This is a genomic window from Labrenzia sp. VG12 (genome assembly GCF_002237595.1).
Classification (GTDB): Bacteria; Pseudomonadota; Alphaproteobacteria; order Rhizobiales; family Stappiaceae; genus Roseibium.
In genome coordinates this window covers 3,528,930-3,553,927 of sequence record NZ_CP022529.1, presented here as the reverse complement: position 1 = coordinate 3,553,927, position 24,998 = coordinate 3,528,930, and the positions used below count along the sequence as shown (strand labels likewise).

Annotated in this window: 21 protein-coding genes and 1 tRNA gene; 15 read left to right on the top strand and 7 right to left on the bottom strand. The window is 61.1% G+C overall.

Annotated elements, in window-relative coordinates:
* The first annotated feature begins 253 nt into the window (after positions 1 to 253).
* From CHH27_RS16415 to CHH27_RS16405, 3 genes are all read left to right on the top strand, one after another.
* A complete protein-coding gene (locus CHH27_RS16415; RefSeq protein WP_208988255.1) occupies positions 254 to 1,642 on the top strand; it encodes an outer membrane beta-barrel protein in 1,389 nt (462 codons plus the stop codon).
* A 169-nt stretch (positions 1,643 to 1,811) separates the two neighbouring features.
* Complete coding sequence (locus CHH27_RS16410; RefSeq protein ID WP_371681731.1) at positions 1,812 to 3,005, top strand: lytic murein transglycosylase; 1,194 nt, start codon at positions 1,812 to 1,814, stop codon at positions 3,003 to 3,005.
* 36 nt (positions 3,006 to 3,041) lie between these two features.
* A complete protein-coding gene (locus tag CHH27_RS16405) occupies positions 3,042 to 4,310 on the top strand; it encodes a DUF459 domain-containing protein (RefSeq protein ID WP_208988254.1) in 1,269 nt (422 codons plus the stop codon).
* Between the two features lie 75 nt (positions 4,311 to 4,385).
* On the opposite strand, the gene CHH27_RS16400 is transcribed toward CHH27_RS16405, so the two are convergent.
* Positions 4,386 to 5,816, bottom strand: a complete 1,431-nt coding sequence (locus tag CHH27_RS16400) for a glutamate synthase subunit beta (RefSeq protein WP_094072536.1) — start codon at positions 5,814 to 5,816, stop codon at positions 4,386 to 4,388.
* Between the two features lie 88 nt (positions 5,817 to 5,904).
* Positions 5,905 to 10,638, bottom strand: a complete 4,734-nt coding sequence (gltB, locus tag CHH27_RS16395; RefSeq protein WP_094072535.1) for a glutamate synthase large subunit — start codon at positions 10,636 to 10,638, stop codon at positions 5,905 to 5,907.
* A 605-nt stretch (positions 10,639 to 11,243) separates the two neighbouring features.
* Between gltB and CHH27_RS16385 the strand changes: the two genes are divergently transcribed.
* The 5 genes from CHH27_RS16385 (at position 11,244) to CHH27_RS16365 (ending at position 15,047) form a co-directional block, all read left to right on the top strand.
* On the top strand, positions 11,244 to 11,543 hold the full coding sequence (locus CHH27_RS16385) for a DUF2282 domain-containing protein (RefSeq protein WP_094072533.1): 300 nt from the start codon (positions 11,244 to 11,246) through the stop codon (positions 11,541 to 11,543).
* Positions 11,544 to 11,642: 99 nt separating this feature from the next.
* On the top strand, positions 11,643 to 12,533 hold the full coding sequence (locus CHH27_RS16380) for a DUF692 family multinuclear iron-containing protein (RefSeq protein WP_094074810.1): 891 nt from the start codon (positions 11,643 to 11,645) through the stop codon (positions 12,531 to 12,533).
* Positions 12,534 to 12,546: 13 nt separating this feature from the next.
* The gene (locus CHH27_RS16375) at positions 12,547 to 13,323 is read left to right on the top strand and encodes a DUF2063 domain-containing protein (RefSeq protein WP_208988253.1); all 777 of its coding nucleotides are present in this window, start codon (positions 12,547 to 12,549) and stop codon (positions 13,321 to 13,323) included.
* A gap of 35 nt (positions 13,324 to 13,358) precedes the next feature.
* Positions 13,359 to 13,946 (top strand): DoxX family protein, encoded by a 588-nt coding sequence (locus tag CHH27_RS16370; protein WP_094072531.1) that lies wholly within the window; start codon positions 13,359 to 13,361, stop codon positions 13,944 to 13,946.
* Positions 13,947 to 13,988: 42 nt separating this feature from the next.
* On the top strand, positions 13,989 to 15,047 hold the full coding sequence (locus CHH27_RS16365) for a low specificity L-threonine aldolase (protein ID WP_094072530.1): 1,059 nt from the start codon (positions 13,989 to 13,991) through the stop codon (positions 15,045 to 15,047).
* Between the two features lie 259 nt (positions 15,048 to 15,306).
* On the opposite strand, the gene CHH27_RS16360 is transcribed toward CHH27_RS16365, so the two are convergent.
* The gene (locus CHH27_RS16360) at positions 15,307 to 15,753 is read right to left on the bottom strand and encodes an Hsp20 family protein (RefSeq protein WP_094072529.1); all 447 of its coding nucleotides are present in this window, start codon (positions 15,751 to 15,753) and stop codon (positions 15,307 to 15,309) included.
* A gap of 282 nt (positions 15,754 to 16,035) precedes the next feature.
* Here CHH27_RS16360 and CHH27_RS16355 point away from each other — a divergent pair, with 282 nt between their 5' ends.
* The gene (locus CHH27_RS16355) at positions 16,036 to 16,467 is read left to right on the top strand and encodes a hypothetical protein (RefSeq protein WP_157738959.1); all 432 of its coding nucleotides are present in this window, start codon (positions 16,036 to 16,038) and stop codon (positions 16,465 to 16,467) included.
* Positions 16,468 to 16,643: 176 nt separating this feature from the next.
* Positions 16,644 to 17,786, top strand: coding sequence for an alpha/beta fold hydrolase (locus CHH27_RS16350; RefSeq protein ID WP_208988252.1), 1,143 nt, complete (start codon positions 16,644 to 16,646; stop codon positions 17,784 to 17,786).
* Here CHH27_RS16350 and hisN read toward each other — a convergent pair whose 3' ends face one another.
* Both hisN and CHH27_RS16340 read right to left on the bottom strand, forming a co-directional pair.
* On the bottom strand, positions 17,787 to 18,584 hold the full coding sequence (gene hisN / locus CHH27_RS16345; protein ID WP_094072527.1) for a histidinol-phosphatase: 798 nt from the start codon (positions 18,582 to 18,584) through the stop codon (positions 17,787 to 17,789).
* Positions 18,585 to 19,114: 530 nt separating this feature from the next.
* Positions 19,115 to 19,978: an N-formylglutamate amidohydrolase gene (locus tag CHH27_RS16340; protein WP_247646299.1), complete on the bottom strand. Its 864-nt coding sequence runs from the start codon at positions 19,976 to 19,978 to the stop codon at positions 19,115 to 19,117.
* A gap of 238 nt (positions 19,979 to 20,216) precedes the next feature.
* Between CHH27_RS16340 and cpdR the strand changes: the two genes are divergently transcribed.
* The 5 genes from cpdR (at position 20,217) to CHH27_RS16315 (ending at position 22,976) form a co-directional block, all read left to right on the top strand.
* Positions 20,217 to 20,576, top strand: coding sequence for a cell cycle two-component system response regulator CpdR (cpdR, locus tag CHH27_RS16335; protein WP_068409675.1), 360 nt, complete (start codon positions 20,217 to 20,219; stop codon positions 20,574 to 20,576).
* Between the two features lie 149 nt (positions 20,577 to 20,725).
* A tRNA-Val gene (locus tag CHH27_RS16330) sits at positions 20,726 to 20,800 on the top strand.
* 150 nt (positions 20,801 to 20,950) lie between these two features.
* The gene (gene ykgO, locus CHH27_RS16325) at positions 20,951 to 21,076 is read left to right on the top strand and encodes a type B 50S ribosomal protein L36 (RefSeq protein ID WP_006932207.1); all 126 of its coding nucleotides are present in this window, start codon (positions 20,951 to 20,953) and stop codon (positions 21,074 to 21,076) included.
* Between the two features lie 162 nt (positions 21,077 to 21,238).
* On the top strand, positions 21,239 to 21,901 hold the full coding sequence (locus CHH27_RS16320) for a tetratricopeptide repeat protein (protein ID WP_094072525.1): 663 nt from the start codon (positions 21,239 to 21,241) through the stop codon (positions 21,899 to 21,901).
* Between the two features lie 67 nt (positions 21,902 to 21,968).
* On the top strand, positions 21,969 to 22,976 hold the full coding sequence (locus CHH27_RS16315) for an alpha/beta fold hydrolase (RefSeq protein ID WP_094072524.1): 1,008 nt from the start codon (positions 21,969 to 21,971) through the stop codon (positions 22,974 to 22,976).
* 102 nt (positions 22,977 to 23,078) lie between these two features.
* On the opposite strand, the gene pyk is transcribed toward CHH27_RS16315, so the two are convergent.
* Entirely contained in the window at positions 23,079 to 24,515 is a 1,437-nt protein-coding gene (gene pyk / locus CHH27_RS16310) for a pyruvate kinase (protein ID WP_094072523.1), read from the bottom strand.
* Entirely contained in the window at positions 24,512 to 24,955 is a 444-nt protein-coding gene (locus CHH27_RS16305) for a DUF1036 domain-containing protein (RefSeq protein ID WP_094072522.1), read from the bottom strand. The genes pyk and CHH27_RS16305 overlap by 4 nt, the downstream gene beginning before the upstream one ends.
* Positions 24,956 to 24,998: the final 43 nt, after the last annotated feature.

Genomic DNA, 24,998 nt, shown 5'->3' with positions numbered 1-24,998 from the left:
CAGCTCTAGGCCAGACGCTCAACGGGATCAAGAACCCGTGATCGATTAAATCGATTAGAATGCCTGACTTTATGTAACACCATGTAACTGCCAATTTGCAAAAAAGAAACGAAGCATTAACCAAGCTTGTTCAGTTTGGTGGGACTACGACGTCGACTGGTTCCGGAAGTCCATGCACCGCCTTTTGCCATTGCTGCTGTGTTTTGCCGCGTTGCAAACCACGCCCTCTGCTGCTCAGACAGCCTTGGGAGACTTGCGTGGCAGTTCCGACGCGGACAGCCCTCTTAATGCTGAAGACACGTCCGATCAGGCTGCTGACGCAGCTGATCCGAATCCGACACAGGCCAACGTCTTTTCCCTGCGTTCAACGCTCAATTCCGCCGCGGCGGAGACAGGCTCGAGCGGGCTCGGCACCAATGGCAGGGTCACGCCGGTGCGGCCCTTCTCCGACCGGATCGCGGCCGTCGGCAGAGCCGTTCCTTTGAATGGTTCCGGGATTGATGACAGTGTTTTCGGCGGAGACACCACATTTGATGCTGCTGACGGCATCCGTCTCGGGTCGTTCACCTTCACGCCACAGGTCACGGTCACCGGGGGCTATACGGACAACACGGCCCGTTCGTCCTCAGGCTCATCGGGAAGCCTCTACAGGATCTCTCCGGACCTTTCCTTGACGTCCGACTGGTCGCGGCACCAGTTCGACGTCTCCCTGCGTGGCACCTATACAGGGTATCCGGGCAATTCCGACGATGACGACGCTTCGGTTTTCGCGGCGGCAAACCTGCGGCTGGACATCAGCGAGGCCACCCGGGTGACCACCAGTCTTGCCTATTCTTATACGCGCGAGGAAGATGGCAGCGCGGAATCGACCTCATCGGGCACGGATCACAACCAGGAGATCTCGGGCGATCTGAGTGCCACGCGGGCCGTCGGCATTGTTGCGGCGACAGCGTCGCTGGGTGTGGATCGAAACATCTACACGACCGATGGCGGTTCCTCGCAAAGTGGCCGGGACAATACGCTCTATTCCGCCAGTCTGCGTCTGGATGGAAACACCGACAGCGTGATTTCGCCCTTTGTCGAAGGCTCGCTGCTGCTGAGGCGCTATGACCAGACCTGCAGCGACAGCCTGTGCGAAAAACGTGACGCCAACGGTTATCAGCTGCGCGGTGGTGTGACCATTGCGTCCGGACCGAAGATTACCGGCGAACTTGGGGTGGGCTGGCGCATCGAGGACATCGAGGACAGCCGCCTGGATGCCTTGACGGGCCTGGTGCTCGACGGGTCTCTTGTCTGGTCCCCCAGCCGCTTGACCACCGTGACGGCTGGCCTTGGCACAAGTTTTTCCTCAACAGATATTGACGGAGCGAGCGGGTCGATCATCTATTCGGGGGATCTGAGGCTTGCCCATGGCTTCAGTGATCGCCTGGTCGCGGAAACCGGGCTCGGCTACAGCTATCGGACCTATGAAGGTGCCGACATTGAAGAAAACACGTTGACCGGCTTCGGCGGGGTCACCTTCGCCCTGACACAGAATGTGGCATTGACGGCGGATTACACCCATCGCCGCTTCGACAGTTCGCAGGACGGCAGCGATTATACGGAAAACGCTATTGAAGCCGGGCTTCGGTTCCGTCATTAACTATACAGTAACCAAAGCTAGACCATTCATGGGCGGGGGCAGAACAGACACGAAATTGGGCGTCAAGGAGGCCCTAATGCGTAATGTTGTGCAACGGACTGCTGACAGAATGATGTCTTTGCCCTTTTCTGGACCCTCTGTGAAATCGCCGTTCCGCTTGGTGCGGACCGTGGGACTGTGCGCCATCCTCTGGATGATGGCGCTCATCGGCCTGACCGCGCCGTCCCAGGCCGATCCGGGTTTCGACAAGTTTGTCCGGGGCTTTTGGCCAAAAGCCCAGGCTGCGGGCATTTCGGCGCAGACCTACAATGCTGTCTTTACCGGCATGAAGCCGGATGACGACACGATCCGGCTGATGAACAAGCAGTCCGAGTTCGTCAAGCCGATCTGGGAATATCTGGACAGCGCCGTCTCCGATACGCGGGTCGAAAAGGGCCGCGAGATGCTGCGCGAATATGGTCCGGTCTTGAAGCAGATTGAAGCCAGATACGGCGTGGACCGTGAGGCGGTGCTAGCGATCTGGGGCATGGAGACCAACTATGGCGGCTTCATGGGCCGGCACAATGTCATCCAGGCTCTGGCAACGCTTGCCTACGCGGCCCCGCGCCGCAAGAGCTTCTGGCAGAAGGAACTCCTCACCGCGCTGGCCATCGTGCAGGCGGGCCATGTCCGTTTCAACGACATGGAAGGATCCTGGGCAGGCGCCATGGGGCACACCCAGTTCATGCCTTCCAGCTGGAAAGCCTATGCCGCCGACTATAATGGCGACGGCCGCCGCGACATCTGGACTTCTATCCCCGATGCTCTGGCCTCGACGGCCAATTATCTGAAAAAGCATGGTTGGCAGACCGGCAAGACCTGGGGATACGAAGTCAAGCTGCCGGCCGGGTTCGACTATCATCTGGCCGATGGCGACAAGACGCTGACGCTTGGCGAGTGGAGCCGTTATGGCGTGCGCCGCTCCAATGGCAGGGGTTTCCCGCGCCCGTCTGACAAGGGCATCCTGGTGCTGCCGGCCGGTGCCAGCGGCCCGGCTTTCCTGATGCTGCGCAATTTCTATGTCATCAAGCGTTACAACAACGCCACGGCTTACGCGTTGGCGGTCGGGCATCTTGCAGATCGGATCATCGGCGGTGGACCGCTCGCGGGAGACTGGTCGCGGGAACATCTGCCGCTGACCCGGTCGGAGACCGCAGAACTGCAGTCGCTCCTGAACCGGCACGGATTCTCGGTTGGCGCCGCGGATGGCAAGATCGGTCCGGCAACGCGGCGCGGTATTCGTGCCTATCAGAAGTCGCGCGGCATGATACCGGACGGGTATGCCTCCGTGGTTTTGCTGGCGCGGTTGAAACTCGGCAGCTAAACTCGGGCTGAAGAGAGCTTCATTGAGGACCCGCGAGTGCGCATTCCAAAGCGGCAGGCAAGCAGCTTGAAGAGCAGGGCAAAAACGGCGCGATGTGCTGCTGCCGTGCTTGCCTTTGCCTTGCTGGCCGAGCCGATGGATCTTGCCCTGGCGCAAACGATCCCCGATCAGGAAATCGTCGTTGCACAGAACGGCCCGTTCCGGGGCTTCAATCCGTTTGCGCCTCTGCAACGCCTGTTCGGTGGTGAGCGACGCAACAAGAAACAGCCCAAAACCCAGCAACGTCCGAAGGTGAGCCGTCCTGCCGGTGCGCCGCCCAAGTTTGAAAGCGTGCCGAAGGACCCGGACGCCGGCCTGATCGTCGTGGTTGGCGACCGGATGGCGCGCGGTGTCGCGGACGGGCTGAAATTCATGCTCGCCGACAAGCCCCATATCCGGGTTGAGCCCGTCACGCAGGACAAGGCCGGCTTTACAGGAGAGACACCGCCGGACTGGGCAACTGATGTCCTCTCCAAAATTCGCGGCGGGGACGTGAAGGCCGTTGTCGTCATGATCGGGCAACGCGACCTGAGCAAGACTTTCCCGGGCGACCCGCCGGTCGAGTTCATGACCGAGGAGTGGCTGGAAACCTATCGCAGCAAGGTGAACGCCCTGGTGCGCGTTGTTCGCCAGGAGAAGAAGCCGCTTGTCTGGGCCGGTCTGCCGCCCACCAACAACAAGCTCATCAACGCGGACTTCACGCAGCTGAATTCGATTTACGAAACAGCAGCGGCAGACCGGCGGGTGCGCTACGTTGACATCTGGGACATCTTTCTGGCCCAGGACGGCAGCTATTCTTCCTTCGGCCCGAATGTCGACGGCAAAAATGCGCGGCTTCGAACCGGTGACCGTATCGGTTTTACCTGGGACGGATACCGGAAAGTCGCCTTTTTCGTCGAACGCGAGCTGTTACGCCTTCTCGGCAGCTATGGCGGACTTGCCTTTGAAGGGGTCGAGGATGATCCGAATTTCATCGTTCTGACGGGCCGGACCACATCGCCGGAGGCGCTCCTCATGGGGGGCGAGGACGAGCGGTCCATGGACCCGAAGAGCCGCGCCTACCGTTTCTTCGTTCAGGGCGAGCCGCTACAGCCCATGCGAGGCCGGGTGGACAACCCGCAAATGCCGGAGGCGGTGGCCGTCGAAACGGACGATGTGCCGGTCCTGGACGTTCCGGGGTTGCGTGGCCCGCTTTCGGAGGCTCCGGTGGCTCCGAAGGGTGTGGGGACACGGATCTCGGTCACGATTCGCCCGCCCGGGCAGTGACGTTGCTCAATCCTTAGAAAAAGAAAAAGCCGCCAGCGTGAGCCGGCGGCTTCCTTGTAATGTCTGGCAAATGTCTTATCGCGGCAGGTCTGTTTCGCCGGTCAGGTAAAGATCGACGGCACGGGCGGCCTGGCGGCCTTCGCGGATGGCCCAGACAACCAGAGACTGGCCCTTGCGGACGTCACCGGCGGCAAAGACCTTGTCGATCGAGGTCTTGTAGTCGTCGGTGTTGGCCTTGACGTTGGTGCGGCCGTCCAGTTCCAGACTGTCACCGGCTTCGGCAACGTAAGTATCGAGCAGCGGGCCGGAGAAGCCGATGGCGGCCAGCACGAGATCGGCGCGCAGGATGAACTCGGTGCCTTCGATCGGGCGGCGTTTTTCGTCAACGCGGGCGCATTTGACGCCTTCCACCTTGCCGTCTTCGCCGACGAGACCAAGGGTGGCTGCGGAGAATTCGCGCTCAGCGCCCTCCGCCTGGCTGGAAGAGGTGCGGAATTTCGTCGGCCAGTATGGCCAGACGGTCATCTTGTCTTCCTTCAGCGGCGGGATCGGCCGGATATCGAGCTGGGTCACGGACAGCGCGCCCTGGCGGAACGCGGTGCCGACGCAGTCGGAGGCCGTGTCGCCGCCACCGATGACGACGACATGTTTGCCACCTGCCCAGATCGGCGCTTCGTCGCCTTCCGGCTCGCCGCCGACGCGGCGGTTCTGCTGTACGAGATACGGCATGGCCCAGTGGCAGCCTTCCATCTCCATGCCCTCGACGCCCGGATCACGCGGGCGCTCGGCGCCGGCGCACAGGATCACGGCGTCGTGGCGTTCGGTCAGTTCTTCCATGCTGACGGTGACACCGACATTGACGCCATAATGGAAAGTCACACCCTCGGCTTCCATTTGGCTCACGCGCTTGTCGATGTAGTGCTTTTCCATCTTGAAATCGGGAATGCCGTAGCGCAGCAGGCCACCGGCCTTCGGCTCGCGCTCGTAGACATGCACCGTGTGGCCGGCGCGGGCGAGCTGCTGGGCAGCGGCCATGCCGGCCGGGCCGGAGCCGATGATGGCCACGGCCTTGCCGGTCTTGGTCGCGGACGGCTCGGGCACGATCCAGCCCTGCTCCCAGCCCTTGTCGGCAATCGCCTGTTCCACGCTCTTGATGTTGACCGGAATGTCTTCCAGGTTCAGCGTGCAGGCTTCCTCGCAGGGGGCCGGGCAAATGCGGCCGGTGAACTCCGGGAAGTTGTTGGTGGAGTGCAGGTTCCGCAGCGCCAGGTCCCAGTCGCCCTGGAAGACCAGGTCGTTCCAGTCCGGGATCTGGTTGTTGACCGGGCAGCCGGTCGGGCCGTGACAGAACGGAATGCCGCAATCCATGCAGCGGGCCGCCTGGTTGGCGACTTCCTGATCGTTCAGCGGAATGGTGAACTCGCGGAAATGGCGAATACGGTCGGATGCAGGCTGATACTTCTGTTCCTGCCGATCGATTTCCAGAAAACCGGTTACCTTGCCCAAGGTGACCTCCTCATAACTAATCTCGTTCACAAGGTGGCTCGATCGGCCGGCCAGTCCGGCCGAGAGCCCTGTTGTTCAAGTGCCGGGGTTATTCGGCGGCAACCATCCCCAGACGTTGCTCTTCCATTTCGCGCAGCGCCCGGCGGTATTCGACCGGCATGACCTTGACGAATTTCGGACGGTAGGTGGTCCAGTCGTCCAGGATTGCCTGTGCCTTGGTCGAGCCCGTGTACTCCACGTGCTTGGTCAGCATCTGGCGCAGGCGCTCGTCATCGTGACGGGTCATGTCGCACGAAAGGTCCACGCGGCCCTTGTGCTCGATGTCGCCGCCATGGTGATGCAGCTTTTCCAGAAGGTCGTCTTCTTCCGTTACCGGCTCCAGGTCGACCATGGCCAGGTTGCAGCGTGAGCCGAAAGAGCCGTCCTCGTCGAGCACATAGGCGATGCCGCCGGACATGCCGGCCGCGAAATTGCGGCCGGTCTGGCCGATGACAACGACAACACCGCCGGTCATGTATTCACAGCCGTGGTCGCCGACACCTTCGACAACGGCGACGGCACCTGAGTTGCGCACGGCAAAACGTTCACCGGCGACGCCACGGAAGTAACATTCGCCTTCCGTCGCCCCGTAAAGCACCGTGTTGCCGACAATGATCGAGTTTTCGGCGACGATCCGCGTGTTTTCCGGCGGGCGTACGATCAGCTTGCCCCCGGCAAGACCCTTGCCGACATAGTCATTGGCATCGCCGACCAGGTTCATGGTCACGCCGCGGGCGACGAAGGCACCGAAGGCCTGTCCGGCCGTGCCCGTCAGGTTGACGGTCAGCGTGTCGGGTTTCTTCAGCGCCTTGCTGCCGTAGCGCTTGGCGATTTCACCCGACAGCATCGCACCGACGGAGCGGTCGACGGAGCAGATGGTCTCGTTGACAATTGTCGGCTCGCGGCTATCCAGCGCCGGCTGGGCAGCTGCGATCAGGCGGCGGTCCAAGATGTCGACGATCGGGTGCTCCTGGCGCGCCGTCCAGCGGGTCTCCTCAGGAGCTGCTTCCGGCTGGAAGAAGATCCGCGAGAAGTCGAGGCCCTTGGCTTTCCAGTGCTCGAGAGCGGCGTTCTTGTCGAGATAGTCGGACCGGCCGATCAGATCGTCCAGTTTCGCGATACCGAGGCCTGCCATCAGTTCCCGAACTTCCTCGGCAACATAGAAGAAGTAGTTGATGACATGTTCCGGCGTGCCCTTGAAGCGCTTGCGCAGGACCGGGTCCTGGGTCGCAATGCCCACAGGGCAGGTGTTGAGGTGACACTTGCGCATCATCAGACAGCCGGCTGCGATCAGCGGAGCGGTCGAGAAGCCGAACTCGTCTGCACCGAGCAGCGCGCCGACGAGAACATCACGCCCGGTGCGCAGGCCGCCATCGACCTGAAGCGCAATGCGCGAGCGCAGGCCGTTGAGCACCAGGGTCTGCTGGGTCTCGGCCAGGCCGATTTCCCAGGGGCTGCCGGCATGCTTGATCGAGGTCAGCGGCGACGCGCCGGTGCCACCGTCATAGCCGGAAATGGTGATGTGGTCGGCACGGGCCTTGGCGACGCCGGCGGCAACGGTGCCGACACCGACCTCGGAGACCAGCTTGACGGAAATGTCGGCTTCCGGATTGACGTTCTTCAGATCGTAGATCAGCTGTGCCAGATCCTCGATCGAATAGATGTCGTGGTGCGGCGGCGGCGAAATCAGGCCGACGCCCGGAGTGGAGTGGCGGACTTTCGCGATCACCGCATCCACCTTGTGGCCCGGCAGCTGGCCGCCTTCGCCCGGCTTGGCGCCCTGGGCGACCTTGATCTGGATCATGTCGGAGTTGACCAGATACTCGGTGGTCACGCCGAAGCGGCCGGAGGCCACCTGCTTGATGGCGGAGCGCTGCGGGTTCTGGGATCCGTCCGGCAGCGGGTTGAACCGCTCCGGTTCCTCGCCGCCTTCACCGGTGTTCGACTTGCCGCCGATCTTGTTCATGGCGATCGCCAGCGTCGAATGGGCTTCGCGCGAGATCGAACCGAAGGACATGGCGCCGGTGACGAAGCGCTTGACGATGTCCTCAGCCGGCTCGACGGCGTCAAGGTCGATCGGCGTGGTGCCGATTTCCTCGGCGGATTTCACCCGGAACAGTCCACGGATCGCATAACGGCCGCTTTCCTCGTTCACTTCCTTGGCGAAGGCCCGGTACATGTCCGGCAGCTTGGAGCGTACCGCATGCTGCAAGGTGGCGATGCTGTCCGGCGTCCACATGTGGCTTTCGCCGCGGGTCCGGTAGGCATATTCACCGCCGACTTCCAGCGAGCGACGCAGGATGGCGACATCACCGAAGGCTTCCTCGTGGCGCTGCACGGTTTCCTCGGCGACTTCGGCAAGGCCGATGCCCTCGATCATGGTGGCGGTGCCGAAGAAGTATTTCTTGACGAAGTCGGTGCCGAGACCGACGGCATCGAAGATCTGCGCGCCGCAATAGGACTGGTAGGTCGAGATGCCCATCTTGGACATGACCTTCAGGATGCCCTTGTCGATCGACTTGATGTAGCGCTCGACGACCTCGTACTGATCGACCTCTTCCGGGAAGTCCATCTCCATATGCATGGAGAGCAGGGTCTCGAAGGCGAGATACGGGTTGATCGCTTCCGCACCATAGCCGGCCAGAACGCAGAAGTGATGGACTTCGCGGGCTTCACCGGTTTCAACCACGAGACCGACGGAGGTGCGCAGTCCCTTGCGGATCAGGTGATGGTGCACGGCCGCGGTCGCCAGCAGGGCCGGGATCGCGATCCGGGACCGGTTGATCAGGCGGTCGGACAGGATGATGATGTTGTAACCGTCGCGGACGGCCTTTTCGGCGCGCTGGCAAAGCTCGTCGAGCGCGCTTTCCATGCCGCCGGCGCCTTTTTCGGCATTATAGGTAATGTCCAGCGTCTTGGCGGAGAACTGATTGTCCGCCACATCGCCGATGGCGCGGATCTTTTCCAGGTCCTCGTTGGTCAGGATCGGCTGGCGGACTTCCAGGCGCTTCGAGGTCGAGGCGCCTTTCAGGTCGAAGATGTTCGGGCGCGGGCCGATGAACGACACCAGGCTCATCACCAGCTCTTCACGGATCGGGTCGATCGGCGGGTTGGTGACCTGCGCGAAATTCTGCTTGAAATAGGTGTAAAGCAGCTTGGACTTGTCGGACAGCGCCGAGATCGGCGTGTCGGTGCCCATGGAGCCGATGGCTTCCTGGCCGACAGTGGCCATTGGCGTCATCAGCAGCTTGATGTCTTCCTGGGTATAGCCGAAGGCCTGCTGACGGTCGAGCAGGCTCTCACCGGCCACAGGTGCGCGCTGACGCACGCCCGGCTGGTCTTCCAGAACGATCTGCGAGCGGTGCAGCCAGTCCTTGTAGGGGTTGGCCGTTGACAGCTGGCGCTTGATCTCGTCGTCGGAGACGATGCGGCCTTCTTCCAGGTCGATCAGCAGCATCTTGCCCGGCTGCAGGCGCCATTTCTGGACGACGCGCTCCTCGTCCACTGGCAGCACGCCGACTTCGGAGGACATGATGACGAAGTCTTCGTCCGTCACGATGTAGCGGGCCGGACGCAGGCCGTTGCGGTCAAGGGTTGCGCCGATCTGGCGGCCATCGGTGAAGGCAACGGCGGCCGGGCCGTCCCACGGTTCCATCAGGGCCGCATGATATTCGTAGAAGGCGCGGCGGTTGTCGTCCATCAGCGGATTGCCGGCCCAGGCTTCCGGGATCAGCATCATCGCTGCATGGGCGAGCGAGTAACCGCCCATGGTCAGGAATTCGAGCGCGTTGTCGAAACAGGCCGTGTCCGACTGTCCTTCATAGGAAATCGGCCAGAGCTTGGAAATGTCGTCACCCAGCAGCGCGGAGGAGACAGAGGCCTGGCGCGCGGCCATCCAGTTGACATTGCCGCGCAGCGTGTTGATCTCGCCGTTATGAGCCACCATCCGGTAAGGGTGGGACAGGTCCCAGGACGGGAAGGTGTTTGTCGAGAAACGCTGGTGCACCAGGGCCAGGGCGGATGTAAAGCGCTCGTCCTTCAGGTCGGCATAATAAGCGCCGAGCTGGTAGGCGAGGAACATGCCCTTGTAGACGATGGTGCGGCTCGACAGGGAAACAATGTAGAAGCCCTTTTCGACCGCATCGGTCTCGGCGCGCACGGTGTTGGAAATGACCTTGCGCAGCACGTAGAGGCGGCGCTCGAACGCATTGTCGTCGTCGCCATTGGATTTTCTGATGAACACCTGGCGCGACACCGGCTCGGTCGCGGCAATGTCAGGTGCCTTGGAGAGCGAGGAATTGTCGACGGGAACATCGCGCCAGCCGATCAGATCCTGGCCTTCGGCCTTGATGACACGCTCGACGATTTCCGTGCACTTGGCGCGCAGGGCGTCGTCCTGCGGCATGAAGATGAAACCGACGCCATATTCACCGGCTTCCGGAAGCGGTGTGCCGGCGGCGGCCAGCTCTTCGGCAAAAAAGGTGTGCGGCATCTGGATCAGCATGCCGGCGCCATCGCCCATCAGCGGATCTGCGCCAACGGCGCCGCGGTGAGTCAGGTTCTCAAGGACCTGCAGACCGTCGGAGATGATCTTGTGGGACTTCTCGCCCTTCAAGTGGGCAACAAAGCCCACGCCACAGGCATCGTGTTCGCGCGACGGATCGTAGAGCCCTTTGTCGGCGGCCGTGCCCAGTCGTTCGGCAAGAGTTCGGGTGGCGGTGGTCTTTTCGACGTCTCCCCCGGCTTGCATGGCTGTGCTGGTCGTCAGCTCTCGTCTCGTCATGTGCGCCCTCACTGTTAACCCCAGTGCCACCGTGGCATAAAGCGTCCGGTTCCGTTCGGGTCGCATTCCATCAAGAATGCGGCTCGGCGAACCCTGGCTCGTCTGCCCCGGCTCTGTTGTGTATTAACCGCGCCGGTTCATCAAAACAAACCGCCGCATTGACGCAGCGGCCCTGCCGCTGCCGGGACATCTTGTCCCGCCTCTATGCGAATCCTCCCCGGATCCGCCTGATGGTCTGCCTGTTCACCACGTCCGCCGCGGCCCTTGGACCCGTCCGGCGCCCTTCAGTAATTGGGACAGTATCCCTGTCCTATTCCAGGCGGCGCGAACATGACAGATTTCACCGCCAGGAGCAAGAGTGTTTCTGCGTGGGCGCATTATAATTGTTTCGCGCAAAAAGTTCCATTCGTCCGGAATGGTCATTTGGGCGCGGTTTTGGGTAAGATTCTTGCGTTTGTTAAGACATTGAACAAACTGCTCTCAAAATGGTCACAGCCGTTTGATTTCCTATTTATCGGCAATATGCTCCATTACGAACTGCGCCGCGCAGTCGAAATTGGGTGGCGGCCGATATTGAATCTATTGTTCGACCAGAGGAGTTCGAAATGACGCAGAAGGCTATGACCGCAGCGATTGTCGCAGGTGCCGTTGCTACCGCCGTTGCAGGCCTGTCCACGACCGCCCCGGCCAATGCCCAGGCCAAGGAAAAGTGCTATGGTGTTTCCCTGGCCGGCAAGAACGACTGTGCCGCGGGCCCGGGCACCACATGTGCCGGTACGTCCACCGTCGATTATCAGGGCAATGCCTGGACCCTCGTTCCGAAGGGCACCTGTGTGACCATGGACTTGCCGGACGGCCGCAAGGGCTCTCTGACCGCGCTTGACCGCGACCTGCCGAAAGCCTGATAGGGGCCTGTCGCCCGGCCGCAGATGCGGCCACACCATTCGGGCAGGCGGGAAAACAACCGCCTGCCGGATGTCTGTGTCATCGACCCGGAGTACAGAATGACCGCCCAATTCCCGACCGCGACCCGCATCCCCGCCGATGTGCCTGCGCGGGCAGGCGCGGGACTGAAGGGCGAGCACATTCCCGAAATTCTGGAAAGCCGGGCGGATCTCGGGTTTTTCGAAGTTCATGCGGAAAACTACATGGGGGCGGGCGGTGCGCCGCACCGGCTGCTGGAAGCCATTCGCGAGATCTATCCCCTGTCCCTGCACGGTGTCGGGCTTTCCATCGGCGGTGAAGGCCCGCTGGACAAGGCACATCTCGCCCGTCTTGCCGAATTGAACAGGCGTTACCAACCGGGCCTCTTTTCAGAGCATCTCGCCTGGTCGACCCATGACACCACCTATTACAACGACCTCCTGCCGGTGCCCTATGACGGGACAACGCTCCAGCGGGTCTGCGATCATATCGACGAGGTCCAGGAGACCGTCGGCCGGCGCATGCTCCTTGAAAATCCGTCGACCTATGTCGCCTTCGCGCAGAGCACGATGAGCGAGATCGATTTTCTGACGGAAATCACGCGTCGGACCGGCTGCGGGCTGCTGCTCGACGTCAACAATGTCCATGTCTCGTCCATTAATCACGAGCGCTCCGCCGAAGACTATCTGGCCGAATTCCCGATGGATGCCGTCGGTGAACTTCATCTGGGCGGACATGCGCCCGACACCGACGATGCCGGCCGGCCGCTGCTGATCGATGCCCACGACCGGGAAGTCGACGAGGCTGTCTGGGCGCTCTACGAATTGGTGCTCCGGAAAACCGGGCCGCTGCCAACCTTGATCGAATGGGACAACGATGTGCCGGCCTGGCCGGTGCTGCTTGCCGAAGCACAGGCCGCCGATCGCATCCTGGCCGAAGCCGCCGACCGGCCGCTCAAGCAAGCCGGCTGAGATGAAGAGCGCAATGACATCCTTGAAGCCTGACAGCAGCGTCCATTTCAGCGCGGCCCTGCTCGATCCGGACAGTCCCCTTCCCGAGGGGATCGTTGGACCGGACGGAAAACCCGCGCCGAAACGGTTCAACGTCTACCGGAACAACGTGGTTGTCAGCCTGTGCGAGGCGCTCGGGAAAACCTACCCGTCGATCAAGGCCCTGCTGGGCGAGGACTACTTCAACGCCCTGGTGCGGGCCTTTGTCTCCCGGACCCCGCCGCAATCGCCGGTTCTGATCTGGTATGGCGCGGAGTTTCCGGATTTTGTCGAAACTTTTCCGCCGCTGGAAGCCTATCCCTATCTTGCGGATGTGGCGCGGGTGGAGTGGGCGTGGCTGCAGGCCTATCATGCTGAGGATGCCGCACCGATGGACCCTACGGAACTGGGGGCACTGCCGCCGGGCGAGGTTGGCGATGCCCGGTTTCGGCGTCACCCGGCTGCCTGGGTAATCTCCACGGCCTGGCCGGTCCTGGACTTGCTCCGGGCCAACCGGTTTGACGAAGAGGTCGAGATCGATCTGGGCACAGCCCAGCCGGTCCTGATCACGCGGCCGGAGCTCGACGTCGAGCTGATGTCGTTGCGCCCGGGCGCTGACCTGTTCCTGCAGGGTCTTTTCAACGGGCAATCGCTTGGGGAAGCCGCACTGGCGGCCCAGGAGAACTGCCCGACGTTTTCACTGTCCGACAGCCTGTCGGATTGTCTTTCAAATGGTGCTTTTCAAGGCCTTGCAACGGCCGAGACTGACTGAACCCGGACGCTGACAGAACCGGGAAGGGGGTAACTATGGGTGCATTGATCGGATTATTCGTACGTTTGTACACGTTCGTTTTCGGGACGCTGGAACGCTTGACCAATGGCTGGTTTCTCGGACTTGCCTCGCGGCTCATCTTTGCGGCAGTTCTGCTGGATTTCTTCTGGAAATCGGCTGAGACCAAGATCGGTGGCAGTGTGATGAACATCTTCACGCCGACGGCGGGCGCCTACGCACAAATGTTGCCCAAGCTGATGGAGCAGGTCAGCTATGACACCAGCCAGGTAGCGTTTTTCCCCTACGGCTTGATCGTCCTGCTCGGGACCTGGGGCGAATTCATTCTGCCAGCGCTTGTCGTGGTTGGGCTTTTTACCCGCTTTGCCAGCCTCGGCATGATCGTCTTCATCTGCGTGATGACCTATGTTGACATCTATGGGCATGGCGTCGATGCCAAGACCATCGGTTCGCTGTTCGACAATGATCCCTATTCGACAATTGCCGATGATCGCCTGCTCTGGATCTTCCTGCTTCTGGTGCCGACCCTGAAGGGCCCGGGCGTGGTCTCGCTCGACTGGCTGCTCGGCCGATCCTATCGCAAGCGGGAAATGTATTACGATTAAAATCATGTTGCCGGTTTCTCGACGAGCTGATTAAACCGGCACATGAATTTTGCCAGTGACAATTGGGCGGGTGCGGCTCCGGCGGTGATGTCGGCGCTCTCCCGCCATAATTCCGGCTTTGCGCCGGCTTATGGCACGGACCCGCTGACCGCGTCCGTTGCCGAGACCTTCACCAGGATTTTCGAGCGGGAGGTGGCCGTCTATTTCGTCGCCACCGGTACCGCGGCCAACTCCTTGGCGCTCGCCGCCTACGCCAAACCGGGCGGCGCGATCTTCTGCCACCGGGAGTCCCATATCCAGGTCGATGAGTGCAATTGCCCGGAATTCATGACGTCCGGCGGCAAGCTGGTCAGTGTCGGCGGGCCGAATGGCAAGATGACGCCGGAAGGTTTGAGAGAGGCTATGGCAGCCTTTCCGGACGGCGTGGTGCATCACGGCCAGGTGGCCTCTGTCTCTCTCAGCCAGGCAACGGAAAGCGGAACGGTCTATACGCTTGACGAGATTGCCGCTCTCAAGGCGGTTTGCGCTGAGCGGTCGGTGCCGCTGCACATGGATGGTGCACGCTTTGCGAACGCCCTGACGACGCTCGGCTGCACACCGGCCGACATGACCTGGAAAGCCGGGGTCGACGTGCTCTCCTTCGGCGCCACCAAGAATGGCTGCTGGTGCGCGGAAGCGGTGGTGTTTTTCGATCTGGAAGCCGCCAAAGGTTTTGAGTATTTCCGCAAGCGTGGCGGGCACCTTTTTTCCAAGAGCCGGTTTGTGGCGGCCCAGTTCGATGGCTATTTCGAGGATGACAACTGGCTGACGACGGCGAGCCACGCCAATGCCATGGCGAGCCGGCTGGCGGACGGCATCCGCAGCCGGGGCGGTCGGACGGCCTGGCCGGTTGAAGCCAATGAACTGTTCCCGATCCTGAAACGCAGCCAGTTCGATGCGCTCCAGGCGGCGGGCGCCTTGATCTATGAATGGCCGGCCAAGGAGCTCGCGCACGATCACGCTCCGGCAGATGACGAGGTCTGTTTCCGCATGGTCTGCAGCTTCGCAACCTCCGACGAAGACGTGGATGCGTTCCTGAAGGTTCTGGCGGCGGTGGGATGATCAATCTTTGACGGTGGGTCTGTGACACATTGCTGTGTCACCCCGGACGACAGAAGGGAGATCCGGAGCCTGCTCGCTTCCAGAGATCTGCTGCCTGGACAAGCGGTGCGGCGAGTGGGGCCCGGATCTGCGCTTCGCTTGTCCGGGATGACACTCACGTGCCACGCAGATTTCCTGGGCTCATCAAATGGTGTCCATGACTTAAAAAAGGCGCCCGGTTTCCCAGGCGCCCTGCATTCTTATGCCGCGAAGGCGATGATTAGTGCGCGGTTGATTCGATCTGCTTGGCGGAGCCGGAGCTGATCTCGATCTTGCGCGGCTTCATGGCTTCCGGGATCTCGCGCACGAGATCGACATGGAGCAGGCCGTTTTCCAGGCTGGCGCCTTCCACGCGGACATGTTCAGCAATCTGGAAGCGGCGCTCGAAGGTGCGCGAGGCGATGCCGCGGTAAAGAACTTCGCGGTCGCTGTCTTCCTCGGATTTTTCGCCCTTGATGGTGAGCACGTGTTCCTTGGCTTCCACGCTCAATTCCGCATCGGTGAAGCCGGCGACGGCCATGGTGATGCGATAGGCGTTCTCGCCAGTGCGCTCGATGTTGTAGGGCGGATAGCTCGGCGCTTCATTGCCGGCGCTGTCGAGCATGGAGAAGAGACGGTCGAACCCGACGGTGGACCGGTAAAGCGGAGAAAAGTCTAAGTGACGCATGTATTTGTCCTCTCTTTGAGCAACTGATACTTCGTTTGGTTTGCGCATCCTTCTGTCCCCCGATTGGCGGGACCGGACCGCTGTGCAGACCCGTCATTGGCGCCTGCACTACAGGATTTGGGCATTCGGATTTTTCATTTCAAGAGGGAGATAGTCTCGCGCAGGTGCAAAACCTGAACCGCACATGAACGCCGCCTTCCGGCTGTGTTCAAGTGCCCTGGCGCATTGTCTTTCCAACGTCAGCACGGTGCTGACCGAGCCGTCAGGAGAGACCAGATGTTCATGACCGTTTCCAAATTGTCCGCCCCGATCGCCGGCGCCCTTCTGCTGGCAACCATCGGTTATGCCGGTGCAGCCCCCGCGATGCCGCAAGCCGCCAATCTCAAGTTTCAACCGGCTCCGTCCGAGCTGGTTGTCGAGGTCGATCACCGGGGGAAGAACGGCCGCAACGGTCATCGCCGTCATGGCTGGGACAATGGCTGGGGGTACCATGAAATGGGACCGCGCCAGATTCGCCGCAGTCTGCGCCATCGGGGCTTCCACAAGATCCGCATTCTCGACCGCCGCGGCCCGATGTACATCGTGAAGGCCCGTGCCTGGGGCGGGCAGAAATTCCGGCTGGTCGTCGATAGCCGTACCGCGCAGATCGTGCGCAGCCGCCCGCTCGGCCGCGGTCACCGTCACGGGCCCTACTGGCAGGGTCGTTGGTACTAGGTTGCATTTTCAGGGACTTTTCAGGGCCGGTTCCATGTCGGAGCCGGCCTGAAGCTGTTGTTCGGTGGTAGCGGGGCGGTTATCAGTGTGAGACAATAACGACTGCAAGAATTCGCGGTATCAGCTGATTCGAGATATCCGCCGGTCCTCTTGCCTGGAGCGAGACAGGTACCCGATTGAAAAAGAAAAAATCTGCAGACCCCGGCAAAGAAAAACGCGCCTCGCTGATTGGACAGGCCGACAACCCGGTGCCCGATGGGGCCCAGTGCGGCTTTGTGACCACACCCGATCGCATCCGGATCCGCTATGCCCATTGGCCGGCGGGCGGGACGCGGCGCAAGGGCACCGTCACCTTGCTTCAGGGGCGCGCGGAATTCATCGAGAAGTATTTCGAGGTGATCCAGGACCTGCGTGATCGGGGATTTGCCGTGGTTGCCTTCGACTGGCGGGGGCAGGGTGGATCCCAGCGGGTTACCCGCAACCCCAGGCGGGGGCACGTCTCGAATTTCAGGAAGTTCCGCATCGATCTCAGAACGGTTCTGAAGGAAGTGTCCCTGGCCACCTATCCGGGACCGCATTTCGCATTGGCCCATTCGACCGGTGCTCTTGTCCTGCTGTCCGATACGGAACGGCTCAGAACCATGCTGGACCGTGCGGTCCTGACGGCGCCGTTGCTCGGCCTGCCCTCCGGGGCCTGGCTGCCGGGGGCTAGCGGTCTCCGCCGGCGGCTCCTGCGCATTGTCAGCCTTGGCCTTCTTGGCCGCGAACCCCTCAAAGCCAAGGCGCCGAAGACCTCCTGGTTCCTGGAAAAGATCGGCTTCCGGCTGGCCCGGTTCATGTCATTGATCGGACTTGGCCGGTTGTTCATCCCCGGCGGCAATGGCAAGCTGTTTGTACCGTTTGAGAGCAACCGGCAGACGTCTGACCGGGTCCGGTTCGACCGCTTCAACAAGGTGCTTGAAAAAGCCCCGGAACTGGGTGTCGGTTCGCCGACCTTCGGCTGGCTGTCGGCCATGGGCAGAACGGCGATGGCGCTTCGAAAACGTCAGGCGGGACCGAACATCAAACTTCCCTGCCTGGTGCTGGCGGCCGGAGGTGACCGGATCGTCTCAACGCCGATGATCGAGGATTTTGTCTCCAGAACCAAGTCGGCCGCTTATGTGGAAATTGCCGGGGCGGAGCACGAACTGATGACCGAGCGCGATGTTTTTCGCGATCAGTTCTGGGCGGCTTTTGATGCCTTTGTCCCGGGATATGAAGCGGAGCAGGACCTGGACCGCGCGCAGCAGGTCATGCCACGGGCGGCCACACCGCAATGATCAGGTGAGGGCCAGTTCTCGAAGCAGGATCTCGTGCAGGCGGGGGGTGCCGGATGCAACGATCTGCCCGCCCTCTGCCGGCGATCCGCCGGTCCAGGTGGTGACAACGCCGCCGGCCCCCTCAATAATCGGTACCAGAGCAACAATGTCGTAGGCCTGAAGGCCGGATTCGATCACGGCATCGCCATGACCGGCGGCAACCATGCAATAGGCGTAGCAATCCGTGCCGTAGCGGGACAGCTGGGCCTGGGTTTCGACACGGTCGAAGGCTGCGCGCTCGCTGTCGTTGAAGAGCGCAGGTGTGGTGGTGAAGATGGTGGCGTCCTTCAGGTCTTCACAGGCCCGGGTCGAGATCCGGTTGGTGCCGAGCGGGCCCCGGTACCAGGCCATGGCGCCGTCGCCACCGAAGCGTTCACCGATATAGGGCTGCACCATCATGCCCAGGCTGGGCCGGCCCTCGGTCTTCAGCCCGATCAGCGTGCCCCAGGTCGGCAGTCCGGTGATAAAGGCTCTCGTGCCGTCGATCGGATCCAGCACCCAGACATGTTCTGCGCCCAGATTTTCCGGGCCGTGTTCCTCGCCCAGGATGCCATGGTCCGGATAGGCCTTGTTGATCAGGTCGCGCATGGCGGTTTCGCCGTTCCTGTCGGCGACCGTTACCGGGTCGAAGCCGGTGTCCCATTTGTTGTCGACCGCAAAGCCCTGCCGGAAATGCGGCATGATCGCGTGGCTGGCCGCATCCGCAAGCCTGTCCAAAAAAGAGGCATAAGCATGGGAGCTGGAAACAGGCTGCGACATCAATATCCTCCGCCGGGCAACACGCCGTCATTATCAGGTCAGTCTGAAGTGCCGCCTGTATAACCTGTTCTGCAAAAAAATGAATCTGCAAAACCTGATCAGAGCATTTCCCGGTCAGATTGGCTCATTCTGTTTGAGGTCTGGCGAGGTGATCTGCGCGGAGGGGCGGGCAGCCCATAGCGGGGCTATGGACAAGCGGTCCGACAAAGCAGGCAGCCGCCAGACACAAATCCGAAGGGCCGGGCCAGTTTGGTTCAATGCCCGCGGAAGCTGTCTCGACCGTGCCGCCAGCACGCTCTTCGTCAGCTTCCTTGACCTTGAACCAAACTGGCTTCGGCAGAAGGCGCCAATCTGAACGGGAAATGCTCTAACTGCTCATACTTTGTTCAGTTTGAGAGGGTGTGGAGGCTTGACGTTTGTGCGGTGCAATGCGATTTTATTGCGGTGCGATACGTTGTATTGCACGCGCCCTCCTTGGGCGTTTCCTCCCTAGACTCGGGCCGCCTCATTTCTTGAGTGCGGCCTTTTTTTTATTCGGCAGCGATGGAGTCGGCGGGCAGGGCAGCATCCGGCATGGATGTGAGTTCGCGGGCAAAATCACGCAGATTGTGAAACAGGTCGCCGAAGCCTGCGGAGGGTTCCTGCGTGGCCTCATTCAGATATAGGCCACGGTTGATCTCGATCTGAAGGGCATGCAGGCCGCTTGACGGACGGCCGTAATGTTCCGTGATGAAGCCGCCGGCATAAGGTTTGTTGCGGGAAACGCTGTATCCCATGTCTTTCAGGATGGTGCAGGCAAATTCGGTCAGGTCGCTGCTGCAGCTGGTGCCATACCGGTCGCCCAGGATGAAATCCGGGCGTGTATCCGTGGTCTGGCATTTGACGCTGGAGGGCATCGAATGACAATCGATCAGCACCGCATGGCCGAATGTGACGTGGGTCTGGGCAAGAAGACGCCGCAACGTGGAATGATACGGCTTGTAGATTTCCTCGACCCGGCTGAGCGCTTCTTGAACCGGGAGCTTGTGCCGGTAGATCTCGTGATTTTCACTGACGATGCGGGCGACGGTGCCGAGACCGCCTGCGACCCGGATCGAGCGCACATTTGCGTAAGTCGGCAGCCGGCCTTCGAACATCTTCGGGTCGAGCTCATAGGGCTCGCGGTTCACATCCAGATAGGCGCGGGGGAAATGCGCGCGCAGCAATGGCGCACCGAGCGGCACCACATGGGCGAAGAGATCGTCCACATAGGCATCTTCCGAACGGCGAATGGACTTTTCATCGAGTCGCGAGGATTCCAGGAAGCTCTTTGAATACTGCCGGCCGGAATGGGGCGAATTGAAAACGAAGGGGATCCGCTGATCTGCGGGGCACAGGACATCGAACGCTGGCAGGCCGTTGAAGTCGGCTTCAAAGGGAGCTTTTGATGAGGGCTTCTGATTGTCCGTCAAATTGTTTTTCCCGTTGCCCGCCCGATTTGGCGATCACCCATGGTGCCAAGGAATCAACACACAGTCCACAGTGATGACCTCAAAACCCAAGGAGAACCAATTCTTCCTATCATTCTGTGGAATTCGAGCTATAACCGGCTGAAACACAACCGCCATAGAATAAGGGACCTGGTCGATCAAGATGCCGCGTATCCTGCTTGCCGAAGATGACAATGACATGCGCCGCTTTCTGGCCAAGGCGCTGGAAAATGCCGGTTATGATGTCGTCTCGTTCGATAACGGCAAAAGTGCCTATGAACGTTTGCGCGAAGAGCCGTTCTCGCTGCTCCTGACCGACATCGTGATGCCGGAAATGGACGGGATCGAACTGGCACGGCGGGCGACCGAACTCGATCCGGACCTGAAGGTGATGTTCATCACCGGTTTTGCCGCGGTGGCGCTCAATCCGGAATCGGACGCCCCAAAGGACGCCAAGGTCCTGTCGAAGCCGTTTCATCTCAAGGACCTGGTTCAGGAAGTGGAGCGGATGCTGGCGGCCTGATGGCCACCTGACGCAAGGGCCGATTGGTGTGCCGGCCCTTGCTGGGGAAATTTTGACGGTTCGGTGAAAAAGGGGGGTTGCACTCCCTGCTGATCCCCGTTATATCGCACTCCACCACGGCGTTGGGGCGCCGGACTACCGAGAAATTCGGGCGTGTAGCTCAGCGGGAGAGCACTTCGTTGACATCGAAGGGGTCACAGGTTCAATCCCTGTCACGCCCACCATTATTGCGCTGATTGAGGGTTCATGAAGCGCGGATTGATCTGAAGACAGGCGCATCAGCTGCTGCTGCTTCCAGGCCGATCCAATCGAAACTGAGCGCCTTTGGCGCTCATTTGGTTTAAAGAAGCAGGGCCCTTAAGGGGGACAGTGACATGAAGATCAAGAATTCGCTTAAAGCGCTCATGACCCGCCACCGCGACAACCGCATGGTTCGCCGGAAAGGCCGTGTCTACATCATCAACAAGAAAAACCCGCGTTTCAAGGCACGCCAGGGCTAAGCTTGTTGTCGTGCCGATTGCGGTGCGTGGGTTGAAAAGTCTTTTGGAAAGAAGCGTCTAGACGCTTTTCGAACCGAAGAACCGAGCCCTTGCACCTTCCGTGCACGAACATGTGTCAAATTCCCGGATTGACCGCCGCATGCAGCGACCCATAATCGTTGTATGCGGATTTTTGTGTTTGCCCTTCTGTTTTGTTTCAGCACCTCGCTCGCCGGTGCCCAGCCCGTGCCGGATCTCGGCCCGGAGGCTGCGCCGCCGTCTGCAGAGGATTTCAACCCGCTCACCGAAGACCTTCCCGAAGAGGGGGGCAAGGTTGCTGTCGGGGAAGGAGACCCGGACGAGGAGCAGGACAAGCTGGACGAGCTCTTTGCCGATCTGGCAGAAGCCGAAGACCCGAAAGCAGCCGCACGTATTGCCAGGAACATCCAGATCATGTGGATGGAGTCCGGCAGTGCAACGGTTGACGTCCTGATGTCCCGGGCCGGCAAGGCCATCCAGGCGGAAGATCACGCACTGGCGCTGGACCTCCTGGACGTGGTGGTGATCCTGAAACCATCCTTTGCCGAGGGCTGGAACCGCCGCGCGACGGTGCATTACATGCGCGAGGAGTTCGGCAAGTCCCTTGTCGATATCGAACGCACCCTGGCTCTGGAGCCGCGTCACTGGGGAGCCTTGTCCGGCCTGGCGATCATTCAGCGCCGTCTCGGCTTCGAGGGAGACGCCCTTGAGACGTTCCGCCGGGCTCTTGAGGTCAATCCGGGTCTGGAGAACGCCGTGAAGGCGATCGAGGACCTTGAAAAGGACGCCGAGGGTGAGCCCACCTGACGCTTGCCATCTCTTCAAGCCATCGAAGCGCTCTTGATCAGGCGCGCAATGGTGCTATGTCCGCCCTATGACCTTCCTGCTCTTTCTGTGTTTTCTGTTCGTGGTGCTGGCTGCCGTCTATACGGTCTTGCGCGTGCGCCGCATCCGGGCGCAGTTTGCGCCGGACGGCACCTTTGCAACCATTGACGGTGTTCGCCTTCACTATCATCACTGTCCGGCAGAACCCGCTAGTGGCGGGCGGCCCGTTCTGGTGTTCCTGCACGGTGCCAGCGGCAATGCCTACGATATGAAACTCGCGTTTCAAAACGCCTTTCGGGGCCGGGCCGAGACGCTCTTTGTCGACCGGCCGGGACTGGGGTTCTCGGAGCGCGGATCTGGTGCGCATATCACGCCGGCGGGGCAGGCCGCACTGATCGCGGGGCTCCTGAAGCATCTTGAGATCGAGAACGCATTGGTCGTCGGGCATTCGCTTGCCAGTTCGGTTACCGCAGCACTCGGGCTTCACGCACCGGAACGGGTCAGGGGCCTCGCTTTCCTGGCGCCGGTCAGCCATGTCTGGCCGGGCGGTGTCAACTGGTACTACACGCTTGCGGCACTGCCCGTTCTGGGCTGGCTGTTTACCTGGACACTGACACTTCCGGTGGGCGAGCGCCTGGCACCCTCGGCGATGAAAAACGTGTTTCATCCCGACCCTGCGCCGGCAACCTATGCTCGGGATATCCGTTTGCCGCTGTTGTTCCGGCCGGAAAGCTTCCGGGCAAATGCGGCACAGATCTGCAGCATCAAGGAAGCGGTGCGCGTCATGTCACGAGACTACCGGCGCCTGAACCAGCCAGCGTTGATCGTGACCGGGACCGAAGACACGGTTGTCTGGCCGTCGATCCATTGTGAAGGTCTCCTGTCGGACCTGCCGGCAGCCGAAGTCCTGATGCTCGACAGGGCCGGTCACATGCCGCAACACACCCACACGGCCGACATTGTGGTCGGTCTTGAGCGATTGCTCAGCCGCATGGAACTGCATAACGGGGCCGCGGACCCGACCACTGAACCAGAGCTGCAATTTGGTCAGGCATGAAAAAGGCGGCTGAAGCCGCCTTGATCGTCTCATGGATTATGGTGTTTTGCGCCATTTCGATCAAAACAATGAGTTCTGACCCCGGTTCAACCGATTGAATTCCTAAATGCCGCCCTGGCCATCATTGCCGACAAAGGCAATCCGCAACATGTTGGTGGATCCAGGCGTGCCGAACGGAACACCGGCGGTCACGATGATGCGCTGGCCCGGTTTTGCAAAACCTTCGGAGAAGGAAATGCGGCAGGCGCGGTCGATCATGTCTTCCTCGTTGGCCGCATCTTCACTGACGACACAGTGAAGGCCCCAGCCGAGCGACAGGCGGCGTGCAGTGGCAAGTACCGGTGACAGCACGATGACCGGGCTGGACGGCCGTTCGCGGGACGCCCGGAGGCCTGTGGCACCGGATGTCGTGTAGCAGACCACGGCCGCCAGATTGAGCGTTTCGGCAATCTGACGGGCTGCCGCGGAAATCGCATCCGCGCCGGTCGCTTCCGGTTCGGTCCGCTGCGCATAGATGATGGTGCGGTAGTTGTTGTCCTGCTCCACCTGTTGCGCGATCTTGTCCATCGTGGAGACGGCTTCCACCGGGAAGTCGCCGGCAGCCGATTCGGCAGACAGCATGACGGCATCGGCGCCCTCGAAGACGGCCGTTGCAACGTCGGAGACCTCGGCGCGGGTCGGGACCGGCGCGGAAATCATGGATTCCAGCATCTGTGTGGCAATCACCACCGGCTTGCCGGCCCGGCGGCAGGCGCGTGTGATGCGTTTCTGCAGACCCGGAACCTGTTCCAGCGGCAGTTCGACGCCCAGATCGCCACGGGCGACCATGATGGCATCGGAAAGCTCGATGATTTCGTCCAGCCGGCCAATGGCCTGGGGCTTTTCGATCTTGGCCAGCACGCCGGCTCGGCCGCGGGTGATCTTGCGAACTTCGGCAATGTCGTCCGGGCGCTGCACGAAGGAGAGCGCCACCCAGTCGACATTCTGTTCCAGAGCCGCGATCAGGTCCTTGTGGTCCTTTTCGGTCATGGCGCTGGTCTTGATTTCCGAATCGGGAACGCTGACGCCCTTGCGGTCGGAAAGCTTGCCACCGACGACCACTTCCGTGACGGCCTTGGTCTGGTTGGCTTCCTTCACCTTCAGCTGGATCTTGCCGTCATCGAGCAGCAGCCGGTGACCGGGCTCGAGCGCCTGCAGGATTTCCGGATGCGGCAGGTGCACGCGATTGACATCGCCGCCGGAAGTGTCGGCGTCCAGTGTGAAGGTTGCGCCGTTTTCCAGCATGACCGGGCCGTCGGCGAAGGTGCCCACACGCAGTTTCGGCCCCTGCAGATCTGCCAGAATGCCGATCGGCCGTCCCAGATTCTCTTCAACAGAACGGATGCGTTGCACAAGCATCTTCAGACGATCATGATCCGTATGGCTCATGTTGATGCGGAACACGTCCGCACCCGAGCGATACAGTTTTTCGATGATGTCTTGTTCTGAGGAAGAGGGTCCGAGAGTTGCCAGTATCTTGACTCGTCGGTTACGCCTCATCGCCCACCTGTCCCCTGTTGCACGGGCTCGGTCAGCTGGACCGTCCAGCTGCTCTGTTCGCCCGTGTCGATTTCAAAGAAGCCTGTCCGCTCAAACCCGCGAGCTACACAGTCCTCAATTCCGCGAATGGTGAACTCTTTTTCCCGGGTGCACATGAAGGCCCGGCCACCCCATTCGCCGAATTGGTCGTAATCAACTGCGTAGATGTAATAGTATCGTGACACCAATGCGCCCGGCACCAGTGTCTCGCAGGAATTGGAAGCGAGGTTCCACCAGCCTTCAGTGACCCAATCGGTCTTGTCCTTGTAGCCGATTGCAACGCCGACCTGGCTGTCAGTCTTGTTGCACAGGCGCAGATCGGCCCTGGCGTCGTCGCTGAAGGCGGAAAGAAGCAGCACGGAGAGGACACCGGCAAAGGCAGCTTTTGTAGGCGCGCTCATGCGTGCCCGAAACCAGCCCTGGTACCGTTCCCCAACCTTTAAC

Coding starts and splice junctions, on each gene's coding strand:
- gltB (WP_094072535.1), bottom strand. CDS start 10,638: ATGACGAGACGAGAGCTGACGACCAGCACAGCCATGCAAGCCGGGGGA.
- hisN (WP_094072527.1), bottom strand. CDS start 18,584: ATGTCGCAGCCTGTTTCCAGCTCCCATGCTTATGCCTCTTTTTTGGAC.
- CHH27_RS16355 (WP_157738959.1), top strand. CDS start 16,036: ATGACCGTTTCCAAATTGTCCGCCCCGATCGCCGGCGCCCTTCTGCTG.
- CHH27_RS16370 (WP_094072531.1), top strand. CDS start 13,359: ATGGGTGCATTGATCGGATTATTCGTACGTTTGTACACGTTCGTTTTC.
- CHH27_RS16380 (WP_094074810.1), top strand. CDS start 11,643: ATGACCGCCCAATTCCCGACCGCGACCCGCATCCCCGCCGATGTGCCT.
- CHH27_RS16375 (WP_208988253.1), top strand. CDS start 12,547: ATGACATCCTTGAAGCCTGACAGCAGCGTCCATTTCAGCGCGGCCCTG.
- CHH27_RS16315 (WP_094072524.1), top strand. CDS start 21,969: ATGACCTTCCTGCTCTTTCTGTGTTTTCTGTTCGTGGTGCTGGCTGCC.
- cpdR (WP_068409675.1), top strand. CDS start 20,217: ATGCCGCGTATCCTGCTTGCCGAAGATGACAATGACATGCGCCGCTTT.
- CHH27_RS16385 (WP_094072533.1), top strand. CDS start 11,244: ATGACGCAGAAGGCTATGACCGCAGCGATTGTCGCAGGTGCCGTTGCT.
- pyk (WP_094072523.1), bottom strand. CDS start 24,515: ATGAGGCGTAACCGACGAGTCAAGATACTGGCAACTCTCGGACCCTCT.
- CHH27_RS16365 (WP_094072530.1), top strand. CDS start 13,989: ATGAATTTTGCCAGTGACAATTGGGCGGGTGCGGCTCCGGCGGTGATG.
- CHH27_RS16320 (WP_094072525.1), top strand. CDS start 21,239: ATGCGGATTTTTGTGTTTGCCCTTCTGTTTTGTTTCAGCACCTCGCTC.
- CHH27_RS16360 (WP_094072529.1), bottom strand. CDS start 15,753: ATGCGTCACTTAGACTTTTCTCCGCTTTACCGGTCCACCGTCGGGTTC.
- ykgO (WP_006932207.1), top strand. CDS start 20,951: ATGAAGATCAAGAATTCGCTTAAAGCGCTCATGACCCGCCACCGCGAC.
- CHH27_RS16305 (WP_094072522.1), bottom strand. CDS start 24,955: ATGAGCGCGCCTACAAAAGCTGCCTTTGCCGGTGTCCTCTCCGTGCTG.